This is a genomic window from Rhodopirellula sp. SH410, from assembly GCF_055811895.1.
On the sequence record NZ_CM147949.1, the window covers coordinates 1,622,153 to 1,642,174 of the forward strand.

A 20,022-nucleotide genomic window follows, 5' to 3' on the forward strand; every position below is an offset into this window, starting at 1 on the left:
GTATGAACTTGAAACGAAAACGTCCTACCCGTCTCATGTGTCTGTTGGCCAGCGTGCTGGCAACGATGCTGCCGCAGTCTGGCTTCGCGATTGATCCATTCGTCGAATATGACCTGGTCATGTACGAGCGACCGGCATTTTTACCGCTTCCAGTCGATGAGGTGTTTCCCGATGGCTTGCTCGAACTTTGGTCTAAGGCGCTGCGCCGCCCGGATGTCGAACTACAGCGGATGGTGATCGACAGCATGGTGATCGCGCACGAGCGAGGATTGCCGGGCGTCGACGGCTTGCGCCCGAACCTGCGAGAAATATTGAAGGCACCCGGTCAAAACCTTGATCTTGTTCGCTCTGCTGCCCATGCGCTGATTGAGCTTGAGTCCAAGACGGATGCGGAGTTGCTTGCTGGTATTGCGATCCGTCGCGGTGGTACGGTCGCACAAATGATTGAACCGGCGCTCGCGGATTGGAAGTCTGACGCGATCAAGGATGTTTGGCTGGAGCGGCTGGAGGCGTCAACAGCGAGCCAAACCAGCATGTTATTGGCGATCAATGGTCTTGGAAAGTTAAACGCCACCGAATCGAGTGATCGGTTGGTGGCTCTGGTGAAACAACCACAGGCATCGATGCGTCTTCGGATGGAGGCCGCTGGGGTGCTGGCTAAATTCGCTTCACCGGGACTCGTTGAATTGGCCGCAACGATCCAGGGCCACGACTCGGGAACCGAACCACGAGCGGCAATTCTGGCAATCGAGTTGCTGCAGTGGCAAACGGGCGATGATGCGTCCGCTTTGCTGGAGAGTTTGCTGAGTAATCCCAGCCTTGCGGTCCAGTCAGGTGCCCTGACGCAGTTGCTGAGAATCGATCCCAACCGAGTCGACCCCTTCATCGATGAGTTGGTCGACAGCCGTGATAGTGGAATCCGTTTGGCGTGCGCACGCTCGATCATCGCGACACGGAAACTCGAGCGAATCAGAAACTTAGCGCCGCTGCTGGACGACGAGAATCCATCGCTTCGCCGTGAAGTGGCCGCTGGCCTCGTGCAGCTCGCCGATGAACCGGACCTGCGTGAGGAAGTCCTACAGCGAGTGGTCGAGGTTCTCGACCAAAACTCATGGCGAGGTTGCGAGCAGGCCGCCGTCGTGTTGGCGAAACTAGACTACAAGCCCGCCGGGCCACGGATGGTCGAGTTATTAGCTCACCAACGTGGTGAAGTCAAAATTGCCACGGCCTGGGCGTTGACTCAGCTACAAATCGCGGAGCTGTTGCCAGCGATGTTGGAGCATGCTCAAAGCGTCTATGAGGGATTCCGGTCCAACGAGCTCGATGATGCGATGCCTGGGCTCTCCGACCAAGTCGCGCACCTGTTCCTTGCGATGGGAGATCAGAAATACGCCGCAGCCGTCCCCCTGATGCGAGCGTATTTGCCCAAAAACATGGCGTTGGGTCTGCACTCACGCGCGGCCGCCGCGTGGGCACTCGGTCTGATCTATGAGGACGATCGGCAAGCCGATCTCGTGAAAATCTTGCTTGAGCGAGTCAACGACACCGACTCGCTCGAACCTGAGGCAGTGGAAGTCCGGCAGATGTGCGCCGTCAGCTTGGGGCGCATGCACGCGGAATCGGCACTCCCCGGTCTGCGCGAAAAAGCGGGCTCCGAGGCCGCCGCGGCCCGCGCGTGTGACTGGGCGATCGAACGGATGACGGGGGAGCCTGTCCCTGTATTCCAGCGTCACGAGAGAGAAGTGGGCGGTTGGTTTTTGTCGCCCCTTCCGAAATCGTCGCAGTAGCGTCGTCAAGCGGCGCGGACACTCGCGGCCAAACACTCCAGCCGTCCTGGTTTATCAAGCACCTGGTGGACGCCTGCATTGAGTGCGCGTAGACGCTGCTGGGGCGTGGCCATCCCCGTCATCCACACGTGCCGTGCATGTGCTGCCCGGCCGCAGCGCTGCGGCCAGTGCTGAGTGGTTTCTGGAGTGGCGACGGACTCATCCCAGACGACAGTGGCAAATCCACGCCCGGATCGCGGCGTGAGGTCTCGCTGCCACTGCACCAACGGTTCGGGAACGTCTCTGCCAGAAAACAAGAGTGGGAGCGAATCAATTAAACTCTCGGCGTACTCGTAGCGAGCTGCCACGACCACGATCGGCAGCAGAATCGGGGCTGGCCTGACTTCCGATCGATGGTCAACCTCCGACGCTCCACACCAATACTCCAAAAAGGTGACCGCTTCGCTCACCGGAATCGAGGCCACCCAGGTCGGTGTGCCCGGCGGCAGCTGCGTGTGGGCTTGCGCTGGCAAACGCACCGTCGGAGCGACCAGCGGGCCCCTCAGGACCAGCGTTTTTACCTGGGCAAATTGATCTCGCAGCGCTTCCATCTCCGGACCATCGATTGCCCAACGGCCGCGCTCGTGCCGGTTTGTTTGGGCGATCACCATGTGCGTCGGCACATGGCGCGGTGGCGAGGTGAGCGCCTCGGATATCGAGCGGCGAATCGAAATCGCATCGCACAGGCGTTGGCAGGCACGCCACGGCTGGGCGACGGCCGAGTGCTCGGTATCACCGATCCACAGCAGAGATTCGCAGGCGATCCGCGGTGCATTCACTGCGCCAGATCCAGACGGCTGTTCAAAATAATCTTTAGAGAGAGAGGTTTTCATCGATGGCCGCTTCGGCTTCTTTCAGAATCAACCAGGCTTCGCCGGGCGAATCGCTCGAACGAAGCCCTTCGAGAAACGCTTCATCGGAAACGATGCGGCTGAGTTTGGCCAAGATACGAAGGTGGCTGGAATCGTCGTAAGAGCAGATCAGGAAGAAAATATCGGTCAATTGTCCACGATTTGAAAACGGCAATCCCGCCTGGCAGATCCCCAGCCCGAGCACCGAATCAGCGAGAATCGAGGTTTGCGGCCGCCGCGGGTGCAACAGCGCCACGCCGTTATCAAGCGAGGTCGGATACAGTTTTTCACGATCGGCAACGGCCTCCGCCATCGCGGGAGCGTCCCACAGCATCCCCGTCGTGGCGGTCAAAGTGCTCATTGCACGGATCACGCTGCCGCGGGTGCGTGCCGCCAGCGGATTGGCAATCGTGTCAATCGTGCACAAATCGCTGATTTTTTGGGGCGGTGCGTCGGCGCGGCGATGCAGTACCCGACGCATGCGGTCGAGCTCATCGGGATCGCTCAAACCGATCCGCTCTTCGAGCCAATGGTGGATCTCAGCTTCGTTGAATCGCCATTGTCCACCGACCTTGCGGCCTGGCAAATTGCCACGGGTGACCATCTTGGTGATCTGGTCAGGCGTGACGTGAAGATATTCGGCGAGTTGGGGGATATCGAGTTCTTCCATAGCAACTTGAACATTTCTCTTGACGGAAGTTTGTGAAAACAGCTAAATCGACTCAAGTTATTGCAATGGCGGTCCGACGTCGACGTGCCCTTAGGGAGAGTTTTGTTTGCTCATCGCATTGAACTACCGAATATCATCACGCTCGCACGTCTGCACGTGGGCCGTAGCGCTGATGCTCGGTGCAATGGTCGTGCCAACATCTGCGCCCGCACAAAACGGGTTTTCAACCACTCCGCAGACGAATATGGGACCGATCAACTCGCCCCCGGTTAGCGGTGCCTATCCGCAAAACGGAGCGTATCCGCCCAGCGGAGCGTATCCGCCCAGCGGATACGCGGGAGGTCAGTCGGTACCACCGGCCACGGGAAGTCTCGGCGCTGCCACTCCCCAGTACGATCCCTATAGCACGTCGCAAGGTTCGCCATCGGGTTTCGGACCACCATCCTATCCGGGCGCGGTCGCTCCGGGAGCGCCCGGGGGAACCAATCCGGCCTATCCCAACGGCAGTTTGTTGGGCGGGATATTTTCTGGCGAAATGTTTCGAAACAGTAGCAGCAGTGCCTACCAAGGCGCTGGCTACCCATCGACGGGCTCGATCCCGTTCGGCGGGACCACCTCCAGTGCCGCCCCTTACAATGCGCCCTCGATTTATGGTGGGACAGGCGCGCCTTCACCGTATGGGGGAGCTGCGCCCAACAGTGGCATGCCCTACGGCAACGGATCGGCGTATTCAACCCCGCCCCCTGCTAATTACGGCAGCCCCGTATTCCCGCCCTCAGCATACCCATCGAGCTCACCCAACTCGCTATTTCCGCAAGGTCTCGGGACACCCTACGGCAACGGCATGCTGCCCATCGCAGGTGGAATCAGCGCCTATGATTTGCTCCGTGGCCCGCGATTCCGACAGACTTTCATCAGTGGTGGCAACAGCCAAGATGACCTCGGCGTCTATCAAACCGATGTTGCGCTCGGATTTTCATGCAAGAATTTTCTGTGGAGCAACCAACCGCTCAGTATCGCGCCCTCGTTCTCGCTGTACCTCTTCGACGGGCCGATCACGACGCCCGCGCATCAAGCCGACCTGCCAGGAAATGCCTACGGCGCTTTCATCGATTTTGGCTGGCAGTCGGATCTCAACCAGATTGTTGGGGCTGAGTTCGGCCTTCGCGTCGGTGCCTTCACGGACTTTGACACCTTCTACTCCGACAGCGTGCGGACGCTAGGCAAGGGGCTGCTCAAATTTCGATTGACGCCCACGTCGACCCTGAAAGCCGGGGCATACTACATGGATCGCGACAGCATCGGGTGGCTGCCGGCCGTCGGTGTCCTCTGCCAACCCAACCCGTACACACGCTTCGATATTTTCTTTCCCGAACCGAAGTTTTCGAAGTACTGGCGGACGCTGGGGACGCACGACGTGTGGTGGTACGTTGCTGGCGACCTCGGCGGCGGATCATGGACGGTGACCCGTGCCAACCTCGCACAAACGCAGGAACGCGTCGACGTCAACCAAATCGACGTCACCTTCGGCTTCGAGTGGGGCCGCAGCGATCTCATTCGGATGGGCCAACGCACCGCTTTCGTCGAGTTTGGTGGCGTTTTTGATCGCAAGTTGAAGTACGAAATCTCCACCGACGACCAGTCCCTGTCCAACGCGTTCTTGCTGCGGGCCGGATTCGGATACTAAGTGATCCGCCCTATAATTCGGCTGCCGCGATCGCCAATTTCACGTCCTCATTGCCATAAATGATCGATAGGAATGCGGGCATGTATCGATCAATCATCGCGCCACCGACATAGAGGACGTGATCGAGCACGTCATCCTCGGGGAACTCCTCGCCCAGCGGCAAGGCGGTTTGGTACCGCAACTCGCCGTCTTCCAGATCCATCTCGAAACTACCGAGTTTCAAGCCATAATTGGCCCGCGTGATCGCTTCGATGATGAGCTGCCGGTGGCTCTCAGGGATTTTGTTGGCAGGGTGCGTGAACACCTGCAGCATCGATTCGTCAATGATCATCGCCACCCTCAGATCACCGTGTTTGCCTTCGAATAGCATTCGGAACAGACCCCTCTCATCATCCTGGTCATAGACAACGGTGCCGCGATCCAGATAGGCGCTGAGCTGATCGACTTGAGCTGACATGTCGGTTACTCCGAGGGTGAGTGACTGGAAAAAATCTCGGCAGCACTGATAAACCAAGACGAAACGGGTGGTGGGGAGGTTCGCACCGCGTCGCAATGTCTCGAAGATGAAACACTCGTAGCCCTTGATTGTACCGAAAATTCCCATTCAAGGCGAATCACGACGCCCAGCGGGAACTATACTCCCCTAGTTCCTCTTCTCTTTGGTTATTGCTGCTCCTGTGATTCGCGTCCTGCTCACCGCCTTCGAACCGTACGACCGCTGGCCCGATAATGCCAGCTGGCTGGCATTGATCGATTTGACACGCTGGTATGATGGACCGGTCGAAATCGTGACCCGCCGATATCCGGTGGATCTGGGCCGGATGAGCGAAAAACTTCGTACTGACCTGCAGGAAAATTACGATTTCGCGTTGCACTGCGGTCAAGCTCCGGGATCGCCGCTGCTGCGTCTCGAAGCGATTGGCCTGAATTTGCGAACCGACGGCAGTGAAATTCTGTCCAGCGCCCCGGCCGCCTATCGCAGCCCGCTCCCGCTGTCAGCTGCCGCGGCCCGGATTCGCGAAGCAGGCATTCCCGCTGCCGTTTCACACCACGCCGGCACCTATCTCTGCAACGCCGCCCTGTTTCTCAGTCAACACTACATCAGCTCGTTTGGCATGCGAACAGCATCCGCTTTCGTTCATATCCCACTGGCGCCCGCTCAAGTCGCCCGGGAAAACTCGGATTCGCCCAGCATGAGCACGCCGATGGTCAGCGCCGCCCTCGCGATCATGCTCCAACAGCTCTCCGAACAACGGTAGCGGAACTTGTTGAAGATCCGTCGGACAAGAGGCTCTTTAACACGATCCACTTTCGCAGAGCGGCTTTTTCACCGTATTAAAAAGCTTCAGAGCCTCGATCCACTGCTCGACGCGTCTCACATCGAGTTCCCCGGTTCGGCGCTGGGCAGCGTCGACACCCGCCACGCAAACGTCGCCGCGAACACCCCAGCAATCGGCCCTGACTCCCTGCTGCACCAAATCTTTGACTTGATCAAGTCGCAGCGAACCGGCCAATGCGATCCAAACCCCGGCGGTTCTCGCGCGGGCAAGCAGCTTCACTAAATCCGCTGCACCGAAGTGATCTGTCAACGATCGCCCGTCCTTGCCAAAGGTGTCAATCAACAATCGTGTCCGCCCCGCCGCAATGACGCAGTCGAGAATCTGCTCGACGTCAACACATTCGGCTATGTCATGGTCGGCGTAGGCGACCGGGACCAGTTCGACACGGGGGGGGAGTGGTAGTTCACTCCAGAGACGTTCAATCTGCGTCGGTGTCCGCTGTCCACTCGGGCCGACTTTCGCAAACCGAAACGTCGAGGGGACTTGCCCCGCCAATTCGATCGCGGTGCGAGATTCGCCGAGGGCCGCCGACAGTACGGCGGTGGGCAGAGCTCGCGCCGCCGATTCCCACACGCTGGTGTCGACGGGAGCCAGCGGTCCCTGCCGCGGCTCTTTAAAATCAATCACGTCCACTCCCGCCCCCACGACCGTCATGGCTTCGTCAAGATTGCGCACGCTCACCAAAAGTTGTGAGCGGCGAGGCGGGGCGGCGGTAGCGGCAGATGCTGACATGGCTGCAGTGTATGCTGGTGCGGCTTGGAGGAATATTCGGCACAAAACGAAGGGAGATCAAAAATCTAGTATCGAACCAACCGCTGCCCCCACAATCATTCACCCGCTTTTTTGATGCCCGCCGATCGTCAGCCGGCAGCGCAGTACTGCGAGTGGCGGACCCGAGTCATCGGTGCAAGTGAAACCACGGCTCGCATCGCGTAGAATTGCCCCCACTCATTATCGTGAACTCGTTCCCTCCCCACCAGAGTGCTTTCATGCTGCGTCATCCGCTGCTCGTTCTTGCCCCACGTTTTGGCAAGACGGTGGTCTCAGGATGGCTGTTGGGCCTGCTCCTGGTGATGCTCAGCGGCTGCGATCAAGCGTCAAGGACGAGTCAGCCACCGCACCAACCCCTGACGCTGGCGGCGGCGGAGGCCGCGCCGCCTGGCGACGCTCCAGCCGACGTGATCACCCTCGCTGAGGCGGAGGCGTTCGCCCGGCAGTGGCAGGCTGCCATCATGGCGAGCGATGCGGCAAAAGTAGGCGAGCTTCTCGATTTTCGAATGATCTTTAGCCGTTCGCTTGATGGGATCGTCGAGAATGAAAAGTTTCGTCGTGGCTATTTGCAAGGAGCAGCCCCCGCAGCGGAAAATTTTGTTGAATCCGTCACCCCGTATCTGTCTCGCGACGGCGCCTACGAGCTCGTCGCGGCCGTCTATCGCGATGGGGAGTCGCACGTCGTGTTCCGTTTGTTCGATGACAATCGACGAATCAATTATCACGACCTCCACTTGATTCGCGATGGTGGGAATGTCAAAGCGGATGAATTGTTCATCGCTGCGACCGGCGAAGCGTTCTCGGAGACGCTGCGGGCCGTCGTCGGTGCTGCGGCTCAGAGCCAAAACTCGTTTCTGGGACGCTTTAGTGGCCAAGCCCAGGCGGAGAGGGAGCGGCTCGAATCGCAGACAACGATCAGCCAAGCGATCCAAGCGGGGAATTCCGAGGAGGCGCTGCAACGGCTCGACGCCCTGCCCGACGACATGAAGAAGTACAAGACATTGATGTTGTACCGCATCGCGGCAACACCCGTCGAAGACGAGGCGGCGTACCTCGCGGCCGTCGAGAGTTATATCGCTGAGTTCCCCGAAGATGCCTCGGTGGGGCTGGTCTCGATGGATGCCGCGGTGATGCGGCAGGATCCGGAGATGCTCATCGCTGCTCACGGCGCGATGACCGAGTGGACGGGTGGGGATCCTTTCTTGGATCTGATGGTCGGTGCCAACCTGGCCAATTTCGGCGAAGTCGAAAAGGCCAAAGCGATGGTCGTGGACGTCGAGGCCGATGCCTCACCGCTGCTCGAAGCCCAAGACTATGCCGCTACAATCGCGTTGGCGGCCGACGACCACGACGAAGTTCTCAAACGTCTCCGGGTGATGCGCGATCGCTTCGGATTGCAGTTCGGCGATCTCCGTGACAATGAGGGATTTGAGGAATTCATCCAAACACCTCAGTTTGAACAGTGGGAACGCGAAGAGCGGGAACGCGAGCAGCGGGAACGCGAGCAGCGGGAACGCGAAGAGCGGGAACGCGAGGGGTGAAATCGATCGCCGTCGCTTGGGAGCGTCGTCTCGAACATGAAAGTCGGGCTCGGACGGGACAAGGGTCCCATCCTACTCGGGCCATCCAACCAGCATTCTGTTTACCCACAGCAAGGAAAGAAAGAAAATTGATCGCAAAAGCAACCATTCTCGCCAGCCTGAGTGTGCTCACACTGGCTTCATTCGCGCCTGCGGAAAGTCCCTCGGTGGCAGGCACGACGGCTGACGGATATCGCGGACTATGGTATTTCAATCAACGCATCGGCGGCGAATTCGTCTACAAATACAGCGGCGGGCTCGGGACCTACTGTGCCAAACATAAACCGATGGCGGTGTATCGACCGGAGGTCAACAAGACGTTTTTCTGCTACGGCGGCGTCGATGCCGACTACATCGAGAGGTTCGCCGCCGAGTTGGCACATGGAAACCTGGGTAGCGAATCGCCCGATGGAGCCATCTATCACATGGTTTCGTACTTCGACCACGCCACCGGTGAAGTCGTACGCCCCACGATCCTGTGTGATAAACACACCTTCGATGCGCATGATAATCCCGTCATGACCATCGATACCGACGGCTATGTGTGGATCTACTCGACCGCTCACGGCAGAGCTCGCCCCGCCTTTGTGCACCGGAGTAAAGAACCCTACGACATTCGGAATTTCGAACGGGTGACGCCGTTCGATCTCGATGGCGACAAACGAACACCCATCACCAATTTTTCATACATGCAGGCCTGGCACAGTGATGCCCAAGGTTTCTGCTTTTTTTACACCCAGTACGACGTTTCCTCAAAACGGAAGACCTGCTTCGCCCACAGTCGCGATGGGATCGATTGGCAAACCCGTCAAGTCGCTGATATCGAGGTGGGTCACTACCAAATCAGCGCCGTCGATGACACCAAGGCGTGCACCGCATTCAACTACCACCCCAATCAATTTGCTGGCCACGCCGGCGAAAAAGGGCTGAACTGGCGTACCAATCTGTACTACGTCGAAACCTTGGACCAAGGGAACACGTGGCAGGCCGCCGATGGCACCGCCGTGACGCTGCCGTTGACGGATCGCGATAACGCCGCTTTGGTGCACGACTACGAGCGAGAGGAATTGCTCGTCTACATGAAGGACATTGCCTTGGACAGCGAGGGCAATCCCAACATCCTATTCGTGACTTCGCGAGGCTACGCATCTGGACCGCAGAACGGACCGCGTACCTGGCGTCTGGCACGTTGGATCGATGGGGAATGGCTGATTCACGACATCACCACGTCTGACAATAATTACGACATGGGATCACTGTACCTGCACGATGATCAGCACTTGACCGTGATCGCGCCGACGGAGCCAGGGCCGCAACCATTCAATCCGGGTGGTGAAATCGCTATGTGGAAGAGCGATGACGGAGGCGTCTCATGGCGATCAACCCAGCTGACCAGTGGTAGCCCCTACAATCACACCTATGTGCGGCGGCCCGTCGATGCCGCCCCCGAATTCTACGGATTCTGGGCTGATGGACACGGTCGAAAACCGTCCCCGTCCCGATTGTATTTCTGCGATGCGGCAGGGAACGTCTTCCGTCTGCCAGAGCATATGGTGAGCGAGAGTGAAGCTCCCGAGCCGGTGGTCTTCGAGATCCCGTAGCTGCCGTCGCCAGACGGTGGATCTCCACGCTCTGGCGAGCATCGCTACGGGAGTTTTTTCTTCATACGCTGCTCAGCGATCTCGTATCGACCGTTTAGCGAGCAGCGAAATCGGGAGCATTTTGCCATTGACCCCAGGTTTAGAATTGATATGTCAGGGTTGGAATAGGCTATAGCTCTTTTTCGTCACGAAGGCATAATCGCTAGCTGAAAACCACATTGAAATTGATTTTTCGTGAGGTTCGGGAAATAGACATGGGGGATGGATGACCGGTTCGCTCGCCGGTTCGCTGCGCAATTTCGCGCATTTCAGTAGGCCTGCGATTGAATGAATGTCGCCGAACGCTCCGCGTTCGGAACGCAACCCCGTCGGCCGCTGAGCGTTCGCCCACAGTATGACTCGCTACCTCTCTTTACTCGTTTAGGAAACACCTGATGAGCGCCCCACCGCTACCAACCAGACCGCTTGGCAACACCGGCCTCGAATTGCCCATTCTCAGTTTTGGTGCATCGTCGCTCGGAGCTGAATTTCGCAACGTTCAAATGGATGAAGTGTTTGCGAGCGTTCGAGTCGCACTCGAGTGCGGCATGAACCTGATTGATACTTCGCCATACTACGGCCGGGGCATGTCCGAAGTGCTGCTCGGCGTGGCTCTGCAAAACGTCCCCCGCGACGAATTTCAGATCTGCACGAAGCTCGGCCGATTTGATGTCAATCATTTTGACTACTCCGCCAAGCGTGTGGCCGAGAGCATCGACGTCAGCCTGCATCGATTGCGGACCGATCACTTAGACATCGTGCTCTGCCATGACATCGAGTTCGTACCGCTCGCACAGATCGTGGAAGAGACGCTGCCAGCACTTCGCAAAGCGAAGCAGGCCGGTAAGGTCCGATGCGTCGGGATCAGCGGTTACCCGATGAAAATGTTTACTGAGATGGCTGAGCAAACCGAGTTGGACTGCATCATGTCCTATAACCAGTACACGCTCCAGAACACGCGTCTGGTTGACGATGTCCTGCCTGTGCTCAAACCCAAGGGCGTGGGAATCATGAACGCGGGTCCCTTCGCGGCACGCTTGCTGACCAATGCACCTCTGCCGAGTTGGCACAAAGACTCAGCCGAGGTCCAACAGGCCGCGCGGCTAGCCGCCCAGTTGTGTGAGCGTCGCGGTGTGGATATTGCGAAGCTGGCGCTGCAGTTCTCGTGCAGTCACCCCGACCTGGCGACGACCGTAGCGGGCAGCGCCAACCCTGAGAATATTCGCAAGTGGGCACAGTGGATCAGTGAGCCGATCGATCAGGAACTGCTGACCGATGTCCTTGCTGTCTTGCAGCCTGTTCATAACATCAGCCATGCCGAAGGGCTTCCGGAGAACAACTAGTCATGAAAGCTTTGCAAATCAGCGACGTTAAAACGTGGAAGCGAATCGATATTCCCGAGCCGGGGAAACCCGGAGCGGGCGACGTGCTCGTCCGCGTCCATCGGGTGGGCGTCTGCGGAACCGATGTCGGATGTTACCTCGGTCGGTTTCCGTTCTTCGCATTCCCTCGTATTCCCGGGCATGAACTGGGCGTCGAAGTCATGGCCGTCGGCGAAGGTGTCGACACGCTGGCGGTCGGAGACCGGTGTTGCGTCGAGCCTTACATCAATTGTGGTGAGTGTGATTCGTGCCAACGGGGACACACGAATTGCTGCGAGCACAACCAGACGTTTGGTGTCATGTGCGATGGCGGGCTGACCGATCAGGTCATTTTGCCTGCCCCGAAATTGCACCGTGTGGGTTCGTTGAACTACGAGCAAGCCGCGCTCGTCGAGACGCTTGCCATCGGCTGTCACGCCGTCGATCGCGCCGCGCCTCAACCAGGGGAAAACGTGCTCATCCTCGGCGCGGGACCCATCGGCTTGTCAGCCCTCGAATTCGCTAGGCTGGCCGATGCCAATGTGATCGTGGCCGACATCAATCAACAGCGTTTGGACTTCGTCGCCAAGTCGATGGGGGTTGCGAACACCGTTCTTCTGAGCGGAGACGAGTCGGACATCGACGCGGTTCGTCAACTCGGTGGTGGACGTTTGGCAGACGTGATCGTCGACGCCACCGGTAACCATCACAGCATGGTGCGCGCCTTCGAATTCGCTGCGTTTGCCGGTCGTGTCGTGTACGTTGGCATCACTCAAAATAACTTGGAATTCCCGCATGCCGCGATCTTCCATCGGCGTGAACTCACGCTCTTGGCCAGTCGCAATGCGCTGCCCGGTGACTTTGAACGGATCATTTGTTTGATTCAAGACGGCAAAATTGACACGGCCCCTTGGATTACCCACCACGCATCTTTTGACGAGGTGCCCGAGGTTTTCGATCGCTGGATCGCTCCCGGTTCAGGGGTCATCAAAGCGATGATTGAGGTCACGCCTTCGTAAACGGCCGCGTGCACGAAATTCCGACGGCTTGCTGCGTACAGGGAAGATTGACCGACGGCTTTGCCTGCCGTTGGTCGAGGACTACGAGAACGTGTCCGTCATCACGCCGTCCCTGGCGTCGTGGTTGCCATTGTCGTGATGCTCAGAGGATCACTGAGGTCGCGACAGGCTACTCTTCGTCGCGGCGTAGTCTTGCAAACGTAAACAAGCCCGAGTGATGACCGTCACTGAAGGCGATGTTGTAGGCGTACATGCCAACGGGCTGCATGCCCTCGATCCGCGTCGGTCGTGCCTCCGCGGCGCTGAGCACGGGGAGTCCGATCGGTCTGGATTGAGGTTGCTTCGCCGCGGTATCCGATGGGGTGTCGGCGTGTAGCTTGCCGCGTTTCTCACGGCAGGTGGCGCATGGGCAGGCATCGCGGAGTTGTTGAGCGCTCCACTGCGTGGTTTGGCCGTCGCTCCAGAGAATACGAATGCCGGAATCGCCGATCCGCTCGATGGCGGTGGGCGTGTGGGTGACAGGATCATCAAGGTTCATGGTGTCAGGACTTTCTATCAGCGTTGAGTGCTCGCTTGCCCGCTTCGAGTGTCGCGAGGATCGCGTCGACGTCGTACACGCAGCCACCCCACGTTCCGCCACCGATCTGTTGCAGGGCTGCCCATAACCGGGTGTCGTCGGGGATCGCCGGGTCGACCTTGAGATCTGGGTGGGGGCTGCGTGAGGCAATCGCTTCGTCAGCATCACCACCATCGTGCGGTTCGACGAGGTTGACGTGCCCCTCCAGAGTCGTCCGGTTGACTTCGATTTCGATCACATCGCCATCGCGAACGCGTGAGATGGGGCCGCCGGCGAGTGCTTCAGGACCGATGTGGCCGATGCAGGCACCGGTGCTAACCCCCGAGAATCTCGCGTCGGTGATCAATGCCACCTCCTTGCCGAAGGTTAAATACTTCAGTGCTGAAGTGATCTGATAGGTTTCTTCCATGCCCGAGCCGATGGGCCCCCGCCCGATGAGCACGATCACCTCACCGGACTCGATCGGTTGATCGGTCTGGCCTTTGATCGCCGAAATCGCATCACGCTCGCTGGTGAAGACCCGCGCGGGGCCGCGTTTACGATAAACGCCGTCACTATCAATCACCGTAGGATCAATCGAAGTCGCCTTGATTACCGATCCTTCCGGACACAGGTTGCCCTTCGGAAAACACACCGTGCTGGTGAGCCCGGCGGCCTTGGCACGGGGCAGTGACATGATCACGTCATCGGGGTCAACGCCGTCGGCGAGCTGGAGACGTTCGCGGCAAACGGCGCGGCGTGGCGAGACTTCCCAGGCGTCGAGTAGCTCGTCCCAGGTCATCCCGGTAACTGTTTTCGCTTCGCAATTCCACAGTCCGGCACGGCGCAGGTGCAGGGCGACTTCGGGGACCCCGCCCGCTAAAAACAATCGCACCGTTGGATGCCCCACGGGGCCATTGGGCAAACAATCGACAAACCGCGGCACCTGTTGATTGGCGCGTGAGAAATCATCCACGGTCGGGCGGCGCACTCCCGCCGCAGCGGCGATGGCGGGGATGTGCAGCAGCAGGTTCGTGCTGCCACCGACGGCGGCGTGCAGCCGCATTGCGTTTTCAAATGCGGCAGGTGTCAGCACATCATGCAGCGACATTCCGCTAGCGTGCATGGCCGCGGCCGCGGAAGCCGAATCGCGGGCCATGCGGGTCCAGATGGGTTGGCCACTCGGTGCCAAGGCCGCATGCGGGACCGTCATCCCCAACGCTTCGGCAACGACTTGGCTGGTCGCCGCCGTGCCGAGAAATTGGCAGCCACCACCGGGGGTGCCGCACGCCCGGCATCCGGCGACCGAGGCTTCCTCGAGTGACATCTCGCCACGCGAATACCGCGCACCAATCGTTTGGACTTTGCCGGCGTCTTCTCCGACGGTCGGCGGCAAGGTCACGCCACCGGGGACGAGCACATTGGCGAGGTGTCCGGTGCCCGCCAAGGCCATCATCATGGCGGGTAATCCCTTGTCACAGGTGGCGATCCCGATCACGCCTTTCCGCTGGGGCAGCGAGCGGATCAGCCGCCGCATCACGATCGCGGCGTCGTTGCGGTACGGCAGCGAGTCGAACATGCCGTGGGTGCCCTGCGTGCGACCGTCACAGGGGTCGCTGACAAAGGCGGCAAACGGAACACCGCCATGGGCTTCGATCTGTTCGGCGGCCGCGCGGACGAGGATGCCGACTTCCCAGTGCCCGGTGTGATAACCCAACGCAGCGGGCGTGCCGTCCGGATTGCGAACGCCACCCTGTGTGCTCAGCACCAGGTACTGATCGCCGAGCACGCGGCGCGGGTCAAAACCCATGCCGACACTCTGCGTCAATCCAAAGAGATCGCCGCTGGTCCATTGACGCAGGATTTCGTCACTGAGCGGCAGTTTACCCGTCGGCCCGTCCGCCTTGGTCTGGAGAGACTCAGGCGGATCGAGGGCGGAGAAATAGTCGACGGGGCTAGTGGGCGAGACCGATTCGGGTTCAATCACGACGACCCAGCAGGATAAAGAGGTAGTAGGCCAACGTCATGATCGACTGCAGTGTTGCGGCGACGTACGTCAGTGCGGCGGCGTTGAGTACCTTGGCGACGTACGGCTCTTCCTGGGCGGTGATCAAGCCATCGCTGACCAGATGCTCCCGTGCCCGGTTAGACGCATCAAACTCAACAGGCAGGTTGACGAGCTGGAAAAACACGACGGCGGAGAACGAAATCACCCCGATCCACATCAGTGCTGGATAGGTAAAGATCGCTCCCACGAACAATAGCGTGGCACCGATACCGCTGCCGAAATTTGCTGCGGGGACAGCCATATTGCGGATCACCAAGGGTGCATACCCTTGCGCGTCCTGGAACGCATGACCGGCCTCGTGGCAGGCGACGCCGAGGGATGCCATCGAGTGCCCGTTGTAAACCTCAGGACTCAGTCGCAGCACTTTGGCTCGCGGATCGTAGTGGTCCGATAGCTTTCCAGGCACCTGTTCAATGGCGACTGATTGCAAACCGGATGCATCGAGCATTTTGCGAGCCGCTGTCGCTCCCGACATGCGTGCTGGCACCTCGCTCATCTGAGCGAATGCCGATTTCACCTTCCACTGGGCGTATAGCCCCAGCAAAAATGGTGGAATCACAAACAGCAGGTACATCATCATTGCAGTGCTCTACCGGAAAATAGGAAAGGTCTTGCCGAGCGAGGTCAGGAACCGCCATTTCGGCAGTCTGCAGCTCGCACGGCTTGTCATACGCAAACTCTGGGCCAAGGTTTACGCAAACTCTGGGCCAAGGTTCGTTTGAGCGTGCTGGCAAATTATCGCCAGACGGTTTCGCCCGTCTGAGCCGCTACCTGCCGGATTCTCGTGACGCCGGGGGGGGCCACTTACGGAATGGACACTCGTCCCCAGAAGGGGCGTTTTCGATCGGCGCGACTTCGGACGTCATCGAGCATCGTCTGAAATTCGCCCGTGAAGCGAAAGTCGCGGCGTTGTCCGCGGTATCGCACCGCGATTTGCGAGGCAAAATCGATTGGCATCTCCGGCGAGAGCCACACGGTGAAGGCGTTCGCGGGTGCCTGGGAGATCCGGATTTCATTGTTGGCACTGATATTTGCTGACACCTTGGCCGCCTTAACGCGTGTCGCTTCTCCCCACAGGATGGGGTTGATGACCGTATCAGGGAGCGATTCGTCCCACTCTAACCACCAGAAAAAGCGATCGCCCTGACGCATCGAAACCACTTCGATCTCCTGTGGGAATTTGCCACGGCTGTGCTCGGGCGTCATCATCCAGTTGTAGATGCGTTTGCTCTCTTCGTAGAAGAATTCTTTCCCCCGTCCGCGATACATCACCACCATCGCATCGTGTTGGTAAGTCATGTAATCGTCGTAGACGGCGCCGTTGCGTTTGAGCGGACGCCCATCTTTCTCACCCATGACGATGTACGTCGGCACGTAGACTGCGTTCGCGTCATAGTGCTGGAGTGTTTTGCGGGGTTCGGCGCCGATCGCGATCATCCCGGCCCAGATATCGGGATGGGACAGGGCGATGTCCCACGCGGCGGTCCCACCCGCCCCATGGCCGCCAATGAAAATCCGGTCGGAATCAATTGAGAACCGCCGCATGGCCCCGCGAACACTTCGCAGAACCGCGTCGTGTTCACGCATCGTGTACTCGTAGTCTTGCTGTCCGCCACGTGTCCAGCGTGGAGTCACGACGATAAACCCGTTTTGGGCAGCGTGGCCGAGTCGCATGGATTGCATTGACGCTGGCGTCGGCTGAGGATCGGTCGCTTCGTCGCTGCCCGCCTGTGTGGGGGCAGCGTCTTGACCCTGGGGAGTCGCGGACTCGCCCTCCGCTGCGACAGGACTGAGAAATCGCTCGCTCGGTACGCCCGCCCACCAGTTCAGTTGCGTTTCGGCAGGCGCGCCCGCAGCATGCAGTGCGACGATGCAGGGATATTGGCGGAGCGGGTCGTATTCCGGTGGCAGCTGAACGAGGTAGGCCGCTTCGGGAACCGCCAACGGATCAGCAGCCTGGGCGGCTTCGAAGGCAGCCTGGTCGGGACCGATGTGATACATGCCGAGCACGGACTCGTCGGCAACAGCGTCGACCGGTACATGAAACGGCGGTGGGGACGGTTTCTCGGCCGAATCATTCTGGCCTCGGTGGATCGCGATGGCCTGGTCACTCGCCAGTGGCGGTGGCAGCAACGGAAGCATCTTTGCGATCGCTTCGGCACTGGCTCCTTCGAGCCGCTTTAGGTTTTCCATCAACACGCCACGCACCTTCGGGTCGGGATGTGCCAAGTACTGTGCGACGAGTTCTCGAACCTCCACCTGCGAGATCACGATTACCAGGTTCTGCTCACCCGATCCGCTGCCTAACATCCAGCCGGCGATGGCCAGGGCGACACGCTGCTGCACCGGGATGGCATCGTTGCCTCCCAGTCGGATGAAATCGCTTAAGCGGCTGAGTGTGTTGGGAGATAGGTTGCGATCGATTTCCTCGACGATGTTCGTCAATGCAGTCTTGTCCGCCTGGGAGAGTTTCCCCACGAGTTTTCGCAGATTCGCGACCGTTTCTGCTTGTTGTGTCTCCAGCTTCTTAATTTGGCCGAGTTCATCTTCGACACGCAGTCGGGTGACTCGACTGACGCGACCGAGCGGGAAGTTGTCTAAGATCGCTTTGGCAATCGCAGGCTGTCCGGATGCGCGCCGCAGTTGGGCTTGGTCGAACAACTGCATCGCATGTCGCTCGACGAGCGCAGCCCGTTGCGGCTTGAGTTCTTGTTGCTCGGGGAATTTACGGAGGATCGCCTGCAGTTCGCTCAGGGCGTCTCCATACCGCTCCGCTTCGATGAAGAACCGCACCTCTTCGAGTCTCGCGTCGGGATCGTTTTGGTCCAGTAATTTGCCAAAGATCCGTTGCAGTGCTGGCGTGTCGATGGACTCGGTGGCCACTCGCATGTCCAGCCGCATCGGTGCATCCGACTTGAGGGCCTCCAGCTTTGCATATCGGGAGGTCAGCTCCGTCAAGCCTTGGTAGATCGTCGTCGGTGAGCCATCGGTGCCGCGGACGGTCATCTGCCGTCGCCCGTATTCATTCAGGGGTGTCACGCCAAGGATCTGACCGAGCGCGCCGACTTCGTTCGCACCCGCCGGTACCGGTTGGGGGAATTCCATGCGGAGCCCGAGGTCGGGAACCTCCACCGGTTCGTTGTTGACCATGCCACGCCGATGAACATAGGTGCGGCGAAGGCCGTCATCGATCGACCAGATCGGACGCATTTGAATCCCTCCATCCGCACCCACGGAGAATGAATTTTCATTCAGAGTGGGCAGTTCAATATAGACACCCCGCAATGTGACACCGTTGCGGAGCGTGATCAGTTGCTCGGCAGGCGACCGAACGGCGTAGCCAAGCAGCGTGAGGAGCGTCGCAGCAGCGAAGCAAACGCCGCGAAAACGCACCGGGCAGGCAGCTGAAATTTTCATGAAATCGAGCACCGCAGCGGCGTCATTGCTGCGGCGGCGCTCCCGAGTTCGTCCAGCCGAGCGGCGTCAATGACAGAGGAATCGTTGTCGGGGCCCTCGTTGCGGGGCTGCCCCAAGGTCGTCCCCGTTGGCGGGGCGATCTGCGCTAATTCGCATTGGAACAGCTCGGCAACTCGGTGCAGTGTCGACTCGAACGGTTTGATCGTTGAGCGTAAATGATCCAAGGCCGGTGATGTCTGACGCATCCACTGCCCGAGTGGCAAGGCGTCGACGTCGTCGGCATTCCAGCGGGTGTGTACGAACGCGCTGAGTGACACCCACTGCCAGTCCGTGGCCGCGAGACCGCTCTGTCGATCCAGCATTCCCATTGCCAGCGGATTCGTGGTGGAGGCCGGTGCGGTGATGCTCGCGGGAGCCCCGCCCGTCCGTTCCCCCACCGACGCGACGGATGAAATCTCCGGTCGGCTGGGTCTCGGGATTCCAAAATAGCTGACCAGCACGACAGAGGCGACGAAGGCGACGGCACCTCTTCGCAGGCCCAGACCACGATTTTTAGCAGTGGCGCGTGCGGTTTCAGTCACGGCAGCGGGCGCGTCAATGGACGCCGGCGTTCCCGGTTGCATGGAGACGTCGGGAGCGTCCGCTGCGAGCAGCGTGTCTTGCAGGTCTTGCTTGGCGCGGCGGACCCAGGTTTTGATCGTCCCCAAGGGGCGATCCATCTCCCGCGCCGCTTCGAGGTATGAGCATTCTTGTTGGTGGACGAGCTCGAATGCGCGGCGTTGTTCGGCAGGCAGTCGATCGAGCGCGCGATCGAGTTGTTCGCTCAGGGAAAGACGGCGTGCACTATCGGGCTCCGTGCCGCAGGGCGCGCTGACTTCATGCAGCGAGTTGACGCGGCGATCATGCTTCCTGCGAGATAGAAAGCTGCGGCAGCGATTGGCCGCAATCGTGACCAACCAAGGCTCGAGAGGACGCTGCGAATCCACACTCGGCATCGCCTGGGCGGCCCGTCGAAATGTTTCTTGCGTGATGTCTTCCGCGTCGTGATGATGGCCGACGTAACGCAAGCAAACGCGATAGACCAAATGCCGATGACGCTCAAAAATCTCCGTGAACGCCGACTCGTCGCGCTGCCGAAACCGGTTGACCAATGCGGCATTGGAATGCGACGCATCGGGCAGGACTGCGAAGGTTTCCGAGGACAGGCTCATGACGGGAAGTGCCGGAGGTAGAACG

At 59.5% G+C, this 20,022-nt stretch carries 16 protein-coding genes; 7 read left to right on the forward strand and 9 right to left on the reverse strand.

Going from position 1 to position 20,022, the window contains the following annotated elements:
* Positions 1 to 2 precede the first annotated feature (2 nt).
* The gene (locus SH410x_RS06090; protein WP_473675562.1) at positions 3 to 1,787 is read left to right on the forward strand and encodes a HEAT repeat domain-containing protein; all 1,785 of its coding nucleotides are present in this window, start codon (positions 3 to 5) and stop codon (positions 1,785 to 1,787) included.
* Positions 1,788 to 1,792: 5 nt separating this feature from the next.
* Here SH410x_RS06090 and SH410x_RS06095 read toward each other — a convergent pair whose 3' ends face one another.
* Together SH410x_RS06095 and SH410x_RS06100 are read right to left on the reverse strand one after the other, a co-directional pair.
* Entirely contained in the window at positions 1,793 to 2,659 is an 867-nt protein-coding gene (locus SH410x_RS06095; protein WP_473675563.1) for a hypothetical protein, read from the reverse strand.
* Positions 2,640 to 3,347, reverse strand: a complete 708-nt coding sequence (locus SH410x_RS06100) for a PTS sugar transporter subunit IIA (protein WP_473675565.1) — start codon at positions 3,345 to 3,347, stop codon at positions 2,640 to 2,642. Before SH410x_RS06100 ends, SH410x_RS06095 begins: the two co-directional genes overlap by 20 nt.
* A gap of 118 nt (positions 3,348 to 3,465) precedes the next feature.
* On the opposite strand from SH410x_RS06100, the gene SH410x_RS06105 reads away from it, so the two are divergent.
* The gene (locus SH410x_RS06105; RefSeq protein ID WP_473675566.1) at positions 3,466 to 5,034 is read left to right on the forward strand and encodes a hypothetical protein; all 1,569 of its coding nucleotides are present in this window, start codon (positions 3,466 to 3,468) and stop codon (positions 5,032 to 5,034) included.
* 10 nt (positions 5,035 to 5,044) lie between these two features.
* On the opposite strand, the gene SH410x_RS06110 is transcribed toward SH410x_RS06105, so the two are convergent.
* Entirely contained in the window at positions 5,045 to 5,491 is a 447-nt protein-coding gene (locus SH410x_RS06110) for a YbjN domain-containing protein (protein WP_473675568.1), read from the reverse strand.
* Between the two features lie 202 nt (positions 5,492 to 5,693).
* Here SH410x_RS06110 and SH410x_RS06115 point away from each other — a divergent pair, with 202 nt between their 5' ends.
* Positions 5,694 to 6,293 (forward strand): pyroglutamyl-peptidase I, encoded by a 600-nt coding sequence (locus SH410x_RS06115; RefSeq protein ID WP_473675570.1) that lies wholly within the window; start codon positions 5,694 to 5,696, stop codon positions 6,291 to 6,293.
* A gap of 36 nt (positions 6,294 to 6,329) precedes the next feature.
* Here the strand turns inward: SH410x_RS06115 and SH410x_RS06120 are convergent, their stop codons facing one another.
* A complete protein-coding gene (locus SH410x_RS06120; protein WP_473675572.1) occupies positions 6,330 to 7,106 on the reverse strand; it encodes a (5-formylfuran-3-yl)methyl phosphate synthase in 777 nt (258 codons plus the stop codon).
* 257 nt (positions 7,107 to 7,363) lie between these two features.
* Between SH410x_RS06120 and SH410x_RS06125 the strand changes: the two genes are divergently transcribed.
* The 4 genes from SH410x_RS06125 (at position 7,364) to SH410x_RS06140 (ending at position 12,745) form a co-directional block, all read left to right on the forward strand.
* Positions 7,364 to 8,686 carry a hypothetical protein gene (locus tag SH410x_RS06125; RefSeq protein ID WP_473675574.1) on the forward strand — a complete coding sequence of 441 codons (1,323 nt, stop codon included), beginning with the start codon at positions 7,364 to 7,366 and terminating at the stop codon, positions 8,684 to 8,686.
* A gap of 128 nt (positions 8,687 to 8,814) precedes the next feature.
* Positions 8,815 to 10,326, forward strand: coding sequence for a BNR-4 repeat-containing protein (locus SH410x_RS06130; protein WP_473675576.1), 1,512 nt, complete (start codon positions 8,815 to 8,817; stop codon positions 10,324 to 10,326).
* A gap of 434 nt (positions 10,327 to 10,760) precedes the next feature.
* A complete protein-coding gene (locus SH410x_RS06135) occupies positions 10,761 to 11,708 on the forward strand; it encodes an aldo/keto reductase (RefSeq protein WP_473675578.1) in 948 nt (315 codons plus the stop codon).
* A 2-nt stretch (positions 11,709 to 11,710) separates the two neighbouring features.
* Positions 11,711 to 12,745 (forward strand): zinc-binding alcohol dehydrogenase family protein, encoded by a 1,035-nt coding sequence (locus tag SH410x_RS06140; RefSeq protein WP_473675580.1) that lies wholly within the window; start codon positions 11,711 to 11,713, stop codon positions 12,743 to 12,745.
* A gap of 169 nt (positions 12,746 to 12,914) precedes the next feature.
* Here the strand turns inward: SH410x_RS06140 and SH410x_RS06145 are convergent, their stop codons facing one another.
* From SH410x_RS06145 to SH410x_RS06165, 5 genes are all read right to left on the reverse strand, one after another.
* Entirely contained in the window at positions 12,915 to 13,283 is a 369-nt protein-coding gene (locus tag SH410x_RS06145) for a DUF971 domain-containing protein (protein ID WP_473675581.1), read from the reverse strand.
* 4 nt (positions 13,284 to 13,287) lie between these two features.
* Positions 13,288 to 15,288 (reverse strand): YjhG/YagF family D-xylonate dehydratase, encoded by a 2,001-nt coding sequence (locus SH410x_RS06150; protein ID WP_473675583.1) that lies wholly within the window; start codon positions 15,286 to 15,288, stop codon positions 13,288 to 13,290.
* Positions 15,281 to 15,949, reverse strand: a complete 669-nt coding sequence (locus SH410x_RS06155; protein WP_473675585.1) for a zinc metallopeptidase — start codon at positions 15,947 to 15,949, stop codon at positions 15,281 to 15,283. Before SH410x_RS06155 ends, SH410x_RS06150 begins: the two co-directional genes overlap by 8 nt.
* A 224-nt stretch (positions 15,950 to 16,173) precedes the next feature.
* On the reverse strand, positions 16,174 to 18,786 hold the full coding sequence (locus SH410x_RS06160; RefSeq protein WP_473675587.1) for an alpha/beta hydrolase: 2,613 nt from the start codon (positions 18,784 to 18,786) through the stop codon (positions 16,174 to 16,176).
* Positions 18,783 to 19,997, reverse strand: coding sequence for an RNA polymerase sigma factor (locus tag SH410x_RS06165; RefSeq protein WP_473675589.1), 1,215 nt, complete (start codon positions 19,995 to 19,997; stop codon positions 18,783 to 18,785). Before SH410x_RS06165 ends, SH410x_RS06160 begins: the two co-directional genes overlap by 4 nt.
* Positions 19,998 to 20,022: the final 25 nt, after the last annotated feature.

Bases quoted from the DNA above. Each gene is read 5' to 3' on its own strand.
- SH410x_RS06090 (WP_473675562.1), top strand. From the start codon at position 3: ATGAACTTGAAACGAAAACGTCCTACCCGTCTCATGTGTCTGTTGGCC.
- SH410x_RS06095 (WP_473675563.1), bottom strand. From the start codon at position 2,659: ATGAAAACCTCTCTCTCTAAAGATTATTTTGAACAGCCGTCTGGATCT.
- SH410x_RS06100 (WP_473675565.1), bottom strand. From the start codon at position 3,347: ATGGAAGAACTCGATATCCCCCAACTCGCCGAATATCTTCACGTCACG.
- SH410x_RS06110 (WP_473675568.1), bottom strand. From the start codon at position 5,491: ATGTCAGCTCAAGTCGATCAGCTCAGCGCCTATCTGGATCGCGGCACC.
- SH410x_RS06120 (WP_473675572.1), bottom strand. From the start codon at position 7,106: ATGTCAGCATCTGCCGCTACCGCCGCCCCGCCTCGCCGCTCACAACTT.
- SH410x_RS06125 (WP_473675574.1), top strand. From the start codon at position 7,364: ATGCTGCGTCATCCGCTGCTCGTTCTTGCCCCACGTTTTGGCAAGACG.
- SH410x_RS06135 (WP_473675578.1), top strand. From the start codon at position 10,761: ATGAGCGCCCCACCGCTACCAACCAGACCGCTTGGCAACACCGGCCTC.
- SH410x_RS06140 (WP_473675580.1), top strand. From the start codon at position 11,711: ATGAAAGCTTTGCAAATCAGCGACGTTAAAACGTGGAAGCGAATCGAT.
- SH410x_RS06145 (WP_473675581.1), bottom strand. From the start codon at position 13,283: ATGAACCTTGATGATCCTGTCACCCACACGCCCACCGCCATCGAGCGG.
- SH410x_RS06155 (WP_473675585.1), bottom strand. From the start codon at position 15,949: ATGATGATGTACCTGCTGTTTGTGATTCCACCATTTTTGCTGGGGCTA.
- SH410x_RS06160 (WP_473675587.1), bottom strand. From the start codon at position 18,786: ATGAAAATTTCAGCTGCCTGCCCGGTGCGTTTTCGCGGCGTTTGCTTC.
- SH410x_RS06165 (WP_473675589.1), bottom strand. From the start codon at position 19,997: ATGAGCCTGTCCTCGGAAACCTTCGCAGTCCTGCCCGATGCGTCGCAT.